At 39.9% G+C, this 6,800-nt stretch carries 6 protein-coding genes and 1 other RNA gene; 1 reads left to right on the top strand and 6 read right to left on the bottom strand.

Annotated elements, in window-relative coordinates; genetic code table 11:
• Nucleotides 1-36 precede the first annotated feature (36 nt).
• Nucleotides 37-1,311 (top strand): replication-associated recombination protein A, encoded by a 1,275-nt coding sequence (locus V7137_RS15565; protein ID WP_335698927.1) that lies wholly within the window; start codon nt 37-39, stop codon nt 1,309-1,311.
• 52 nt (nt 1,312-1,363) lie between these two features.
• On the opposite strand, the gene V7137_RS15560 is transcribed toward V7137_RS15565, so the two are convergent.
• The 6 genes from V7137_RS15560 to V7137_RS15535 all read right to left on the bottom strand — a co-directional run.
• Nucleotides 1,364-2,308, bottom strand: coding sequence for an ABC transporter permease (locus V7137_RS15560; RefSeq protein WP_335698926.1), 945 nt, complete (start codon nt 2,306-2,308; stop codon nt 1,364-1,366).
• Nucleotides 2,301-3,230, bottom strand: coding sequence for an ABC transporter ATP-binding protein (locus V7137_RS15555; RefSeq protein ID WP_335698925.1), 930 nt, complete (start codon nt 3,228-3,230; stop codon nt 2,301-2,303). Before V7137_RS15555 ends, V7137_RS15560 begins: the two co-directional genes overlap by 8 nt.
• A gap of 452 nt (nt 3,231-3,682) precedes the next feature.
• Nucleotides 3,683-4,450, bottom strand: coding sequence for a tRNA threonylcarbamoyladenosine dehydratase (locus V7137_RS15550; protein ID WP_335698924.1), 768 nt, complete (start codon nt 4,448-4,450; stop codon nt 3,683-3,685).
• Nucleotides 4,451-4,608: 158 nt separating this feature from the next.
• Nucleotides 4,609-4,806, bottom strand: a non-coding RNA gene (gene ssrS, locus V7137_RS15545) — 6S RNA.
• A 65-nt stretch (nt 4,807-4,871) separates the two neighbouring features.
• The gene (gene aspS / locus V7137_RS15540) at nt 4,872-6,641 is read right to left on the bottom strand and encodes an aspartate--tRNA ligase (protein WP_335698923.1); all 1,770 of its coding nucleotides are present in this window, start codon (nt 6,639-6,641) and stop codon (nt 4,872-4,874) included.
• Between the two features lie 13 nt (nt 6,642-6,654).
• Nucleotides 6,655-6,800, bottom strand: a 146-nt coding sequence (locus V7137_RS15535) for a His/Gly/Thr/Pro-type tRNA ligase C-terminal domain-containing protein (protein WP_335698946.1), incomplete at its 5' end; no start/stop codon positions are given.

Here is a 6,800-nt window from a genome sequence, read left to right as displayed (position 1 = left end):
AAGTCAGATTGTGAATAAATTTTGGAGAGATGTAATATGCAGCAGCAAAAGCCTTTAGCATTCCGAATGCGGCCTAGAACGATCGAAGAAGTTGTCGGGCAGCAGCATTTGGTTGGCGATGGAAAAATAATTTCAAGAATGGTAAAAGCGAAACAGCTGACCTCGATGATATTATATGGACCGCCTGGAATTGGCAAAACGTCCATTGCCAGTGCGATTGCAGGCAGCACTAAATATGCCTTTCGAACTCTTAATGCTGTTACAAATAATAAAAAAGATATGGAAATTGTTGCAGCAGAAGCAAAAATGTCGGGAAAAGTGATTTTGCTCCTCGATGAAGTCCATCGTTTAGATAAAGGGAAGCAGGATTTTTTATTACCATATCTAGAAAACGGAATGATCGTATTAATTGGCGCTACCACTAGTAATCCATATCATGCCATCAATCCTGCTATCCGGAGCCGCTGTCAGATTTTTGAGTTAAAGCCGTTAACTCCTGATGAAGTGATACAAGCATTAAATCGGGCCCTTTTGGATGAGGAGCGGGGATTAGGGAAAATCAAAGTAGAAATTGCAGAGGAAGCATTACTGCATTTTGCCCAAGGATCAAATGGGGATGTAAGGAGTTCTTTAAACGCCTTAGAATTAGCCGTATTATCCACGGATAAAGGTGAAAATGGCATCATACATATCGATGTGGAAACAGCTGAAGAATGTTTGCAAAAAAAGAGCCTCGTTGCTGATAAAGACGGGGATGAGCATTATGATGTTCTATCTGCCTTTCAAAAGTCGATTCGCGGAAGCGACGTCAATGCCGCTCTACACTATTTAGGGCGATTAATCGAGGCTGGAGACCTGCCAAGTATCAGCCGAAGATTAATTGTGATCGCCTATGAAGATGTCGGGTTAGCTAATCCACAAGCTGGAGCCCGCACGTTAGCAGCGATTGAAACAGCAGAAAGAATCGGCTTTCCCGAGGCAAGAATACCCCTATCAAACGCTGTGATAGAATTATGCCTGTCACCAAAATCTAACTCGGCAGTCCTAGCTATACAGGCTGCACTCGAAGATATCCAAAAAGGCATCGTCGGCGAAGTACCTGACCATCTCAAGGATGCTCATTACAAAGGGGCAAAAGAACTTGGCAGAGGAATCGGCTACAAATATCCACATGACTACGAAAACGGCTGGGTCCCACAACAATACCTGCCCGACAAACTAAAACACAAACAATACTATCAACCCAAAAAAACCGGAAAATTCGAACAAGCCCTCGCCATCGTCTACGAAAAGTTAACAAGAAAAAAATAGGTGTCAGGCACCATGTGAAAAATTCACATGGTGCCTGACACCCTTTTCTTTTTTATGAGGCTACATCCCGTTTTTTGAAAACAACGAATGCTAATAGTTGGAAAATAGCAAAATAGATGAGCAGCATGATGACTGAGAAGGACATTGACATTCCTTGAACCATTGGTGTTCCTTCTACATACTGCATTAGGTTTGTGTTGGCAAATAAGATGTATTTAGCCCAGCTAAATTTCAGGGACAACAATACAGTAAATTGGGCACCAGTAAACAATAAAAACAAGGATAAGCCGATTGCTAAGGAACTGTTCCTGAATACGGATGAAATCATGAAAGCCATTGTCGCTAACATAATCGTGTCAATCGAACTTAATCCATAATAGACCAGCAAATGGACAACAATCGGTTGTTCGGTTACCTGGCCATTGGCATAATTCAAATATGGAACCGGATGGTCTGGCAATCCAAAAAGAATGGCACCAATCAGGGTTGAGAAAACAAAGAGAATTGCCAGCATCAATACCGCAAACAATAGGACAGTCAAATATTTCGAGGTCAAAATTTTGCTCCGGTTTATCGGTCGAATTAATAACAATTTGATTGTTCCCCAGTTGAATTCACTTGCAACAATTCCAGCCGAAATGATAATGGTAAAAAGGCCTGCAAGGATAATAAGTTGAGATGTATCTTTTACAAACGTCCAGACATTATATTTTTCATTGAAGGGAATATGATGCTTGATACGGTAGTCATTAATGGCGATTTCTTCCTTGAAATATTGCTTCTCGAGCTTTGAATTGCTTTGCTTCATCTGCTTTTTCAACGCTTCATTTTCCTGTTGTAATGTTTGTTCCCAGTTTTTATCTAGGCTGAAATCCTTTTCCTGGTATTTGTGAAAAACCCCAAAGATGGATGTGATGACAATAAGAATCGCAATCATTACATAGGTGCCAGGACGTTTAAAAATTTTCATCCACTCATTTTTAATTAAATTAACCACGATTAGGCACCCCCTTATTAGCTGTCAATTCAAGGAAGCGATCCTCTAACGTCTTCGCAACTTCTCTAATCATAAAAACTTGAATATCCTCACTAACAAACGTTTTAATTAACAACGGAATTTGTTCTTTTGGAATTTCAACTGTTATCCCATTCCTTGACCGATTTGCCCGAACATTAGGATAGTGAACTTCAATCAAATTCAAGGCTTTATCTGCCGGGACTACTTCTAGTTCATAGGTCATACCAGCAGCTCCGTGAACAAGCTCTTGGACAAGCTGGACATCAATCAAACGGCCATTTTGAATAATGCCAATTCGGTCACACATCATTTCCATTTCTGAAAGCAGATGGCTTGAAACAATAACGGCCAAATTTTTTTCACGGGCCAGGAGGCGGACATAGTCGCGGATTTCTCGAATACCTGCCGGATCTAATCCATTGGTAGGTTCATCGAGAATTAAAACTTGAGGGTCATGCAATAGACATTGAGCCAATCCTAATCTTTGTCTCATTCCCAAGGAATAGGTTTTTACTTTATCGTGGATTCTGTCAGATAGACCTACAAGTTCCACAATCTCGGCTATCTTTTCTTTTGATATACCATTTGCCATTCTTGCATAGTGAATTAAATTTTGATACCCTGTCAAAAATTTATACATTTCTGGGTTCTCTACAATTGCACCGATATGACGAACTGCGTCTTCGAAATTAGTTTTTATACTGGAACCGCCAACCTCAATATCCCCTGAAGTAATGGCCATTAACCCTACAATCATTCGAATCGTCGTTGTTTTACCAGCTCCATTTGGGCCTAAAAAGCCAAAGACCTCTCCTTTGTTAACTTGAAAGCTTATGTTATCTATGATAGTGCGGCCTTTAATTACCTTCGTTACATTTTTCAATTCAACAATAGTTTCCAAACTCTCTCTCCTCTCTATGTATCGTTATCTAGTTTATCTTATTGCAGAAAAATTTTCCTCCTTATAACTTCCTAAATAATTGATTAACCGGTTAATTTCGACTCTCAATAATGATGGTTTTAGTAAATTTTAACAAAATATTCATACGCTTCTCGCGGAACGATACCTATTTTTTTGTAAGATATGATTAGAGTTCTAATTAATGAAAGGAAGTGGACCATGCTATTAAAATCTCGATCTGAGTCTGTTGAATTAAAAATTATAAGATCACTAAGCATACGAAGCAATTTATCTCCAAAAGAAAAGAAGTACTATTTTAAGCTTGAAAAAGGCTACCAGGGTGAATTAATGTTTGATCAACTAACTGAACAACTGCAAAGTGACATGTTTGTAATCAACGATTTGTGCCAAAGAAAAACCCCAAACCAAAAGATTCAGGGCCCGATAAACACTTATTTTTCATCCGATACACGTTGAATTTTGATGCTGCTTAATAATTGCCGCACCACATAGCTTGCCATGATTAGACCGGCAGCTGATGGAACAAAGGCATTAGATGCTGGCGGCATTTGAGCTTTTCGGATGGGTGCATTTTCATTTCCTACTTCTTTTTTAACATCTTCACGAATCACAATTGGGCTTTCATCGGAAAAAACAACCGGAATACCTTTGTGGATTCTTTCTTTACGCAGTTTCGTACGAATGACTTTCGCAATCGGATCCGTATGAGTCTTTGAAATATCGGCAATTTTAAAACGGGTAGGGTCCATTTTATTGGCTGCACCCATACTTGAGATAATCGGGATATTTCTTTTTAAGCATTCCTTCATTAAATGAATCTTATAAACGATTGTATCAGAAGCATCGACGACGAAATCTAAATTGTGACTAAAAATTTGTTCATATGTCTCTTCGGTATAAAACATTTTTAAAGAGATGACTTCGCAGTCTGGATTAATATCTCTAATCCGCTCCTCCATAATTTCTACTTTCGGTCTTCCAACTGTGGAAAGCAAGGCAATCAGTTGGCGGTTGATATTGGTAATATCGACATCGTCTTTATCTATTAAAATTAACCGGCCTACTCCAGAACGGGCTAACGCTTCAGCAGCAAAAGAACCTACTCCACCGATTCCTAAAACAGCGACCGTACTATTTTTCATAATATCAAGGCCCTCTTTACCGATGGCAAGTTCATTACGTGAAAATTGATGCAGCATTATGTTCACTCCAATTTATTAATTTCGTTACGTTTCTTTTTCCCGATTAAAAATATATCATACACTCCATCAAAAACAAGTATCTTGATAGGAATTATAGTGTTCAAAGCGAAATAAAACCTCCTGTTACAGCCAGGAGGTTGAGGTAAGCAATAGAAAAGAGTCCCAATGATGCCGTCACTTTTAATTCCCTAGTTTTGATCCCGCATCTAGCAGGTGGGTGTCCTGTTCCCGAAATTGTAAGTCCCCTAACCCGTAGCTGGGTGAGGCATTTACGCATTCAGGAAACTCTAGACTCCCGAATAAATAATGTTCGGTCAAAACTTCAGGCAACGCAACGTACATTTCAGGACTCTTTTTGTTGCTCTTATAATAGCATATTAGAAATCGGGATTCAAGGAATCATGAAAGCGATTTCCTGCTATTTTTTTACATTAAGTGACAAATTTAATTCCTTCAATTGAGCCTCGGAAACTTCACCCGGAGCCTCTGTTAACAAGCAGCTGGCACTTGCAGTTTTCGGGAATGCAATAGTATCTCTTAAGTTGGTGCTGCCAGCAAGAAGCATAACCAATCGGTCTAATCCTAGTGCAATACCGCCATGCGGAGGTGTACCGTATTCAAATGCATTCAATAAGAAACCGAATTGCTCATTTGCCTGTTCAGGTGTAAAGCCAAGAATGTTAAACATCTTTTCTTGGATCGGCCGTTCAAAAATACGGAGTGAGCCTCCACCTAACTCATATCCATTTAAGACAATGTCATATGCTTGCGCACGTACTTTGGAAGGATCAGAATCTAAATATTCAAGATCTTCCCTAAACGGCATCGTAAATGGATGGTGGGCAGCGTAATAACGGCCTTCTTCTTCATCATACTCAAGTAACGGCCAGTCAGTTACCCATAAGAAATTGAACAAACTAGGATCAATTAAATTTAAATCTTTAGCAAGCTTTTGTCGAAGGGCGCCTAAAGCATCGGCAACAACCTTTTTCTTATCTGCAACAAATAGAAGTAAGTCTCCTTCAGCCGCTTCAAGTGTCGCTCTAAGGGCTTGAGCGTCCTCTTCAGAGAAGAATTTAGCGATTGGGCCCTTTAGCCCTTCATCGTCTACTTTAAGCCAAGCAAGCCCCTTCGAGCCGTATACAGCCACGAACTCGGTTAAGGCATCAATGTCTTTGCGTGAGTAGTTGTCGGCTGCACCTTTCACATTGATTGCTTTTACTTGACCACCATTTGCCACTGCTGAAGCAAACACTTTAAAGCCAGAATCCTTGACGATTTCGGAAAGGTCAACAAGCTCTAATCCAAAACGAGTGTCAGGTTTATCAGAACCATAGCGGCTCATGGCTTCGTCATAGGTCATTCGCGGGAAAGCGTCAGGCAGGTCAACACCCTTCACTTCTTTCATTAACTTTGTCATCATTTTTTCCATCATGCCCATGATATCCTCTTGGCTTAAAAAGCTTGTTTCGATATCGATTTGGGTAAATTCTGGCTGACGGTCTGCACGTAAATCCTCATCGCGGAAGCAGCGTGCAATTTGATAATAGCGTTCAATTCCGCCCACCATAAGCAACTGTTTAAACAACTGTGGTGATTGCGGCAAGGCATAGAATTCACCAGGATGAACACGGCTTGGAACCAAATAATCACGTGCTCCCTCAGGAGTGCTTTTTGTCAATATTGGTGTCTCAATATCTAAGAAGCCTTCACCATCAAGAAAATCTCTGATTTGCTTTGTCACTTGATGACGCATCTTTAAGGTTTCAAAAATAACAGGACGACGGAAATCTAGGTAGCGGTATTTTAAACGGACATCTTCTGACGCATCTGTTTTATCAGAGATCATAAACGGCGGTGTTTTTGCCTCATTTATAATTGTTACTTTTTCCGCCTGTACCTCAATTTTCCCAGTTTTTAAATTTTCATTGACGGTCGCCGCATCGCGCGCTACAACAGTACCAACAATATCTAAAACAAACTCATTACGGATTCTTTCAGCAATTTGCAATGCTTCTTTCGATAAATCAGGATTAAAAACTACTTGAACAACACCTGAACGGTCGCGAAGATCAATAAAAATTAATCCCCCAAGGTCGCGTCTTTTTTGGACCCAGCCTTTTAATGTTACCTTTTCACCGACAGCTGATTCAGGAACTTCCCCACAAAAATATGATCTGCCAAACATAATTATCCTCCTCTTATTCCTGCAACTCTTTAAATTGTGTAATAAAAGCTGCTAAATCAATTTCTACTTGCTCACCTGTAGCCATATTTTTTACATTGATTTTATTGTTTTTAAGTTCCTCATCACCTAAAACAGCTACGAACTTAGCTTTTAGACGAT

The sequence above is a fragment of the Neobacillus drentensis genome (assembly GCF_036962765.1).
GTDB classification, from domain to species: domain Bacteria; phylum Bacillota; class Bacilli; order Bacillales; family Cytobacillaceae; genus Neobacillus; species Neobacillus drentensis_C.
This window is presented reverse-complemented; position numbering and strand designations above follow the sequence as displayed.

Excerpts from the sequence above, each read along its gene's own strand:
- aspS (WP_335698923.1), bottom strand. The coding sequence starts at position 6,641 with ATGTTTGGCAGATCATATTTTTGTGGGGAAGTTCCTGAATCAGCTGTC.
- V7137_RS15550 (WP_335698924.1), bottom strand. The coding sequence starts at position 4,450 with ATGCTGCATCAATTTTCACGTAATGAACTTGCCATCGGTAAAGAGGGC.
- V7137_RS15565 (WP_335698927.1), top strand. The coding sequence starts at position 37 with ATGCAGCAGCAAAAGCCTTTAGCATTCCGAATGCGGCCTAGAACGATC.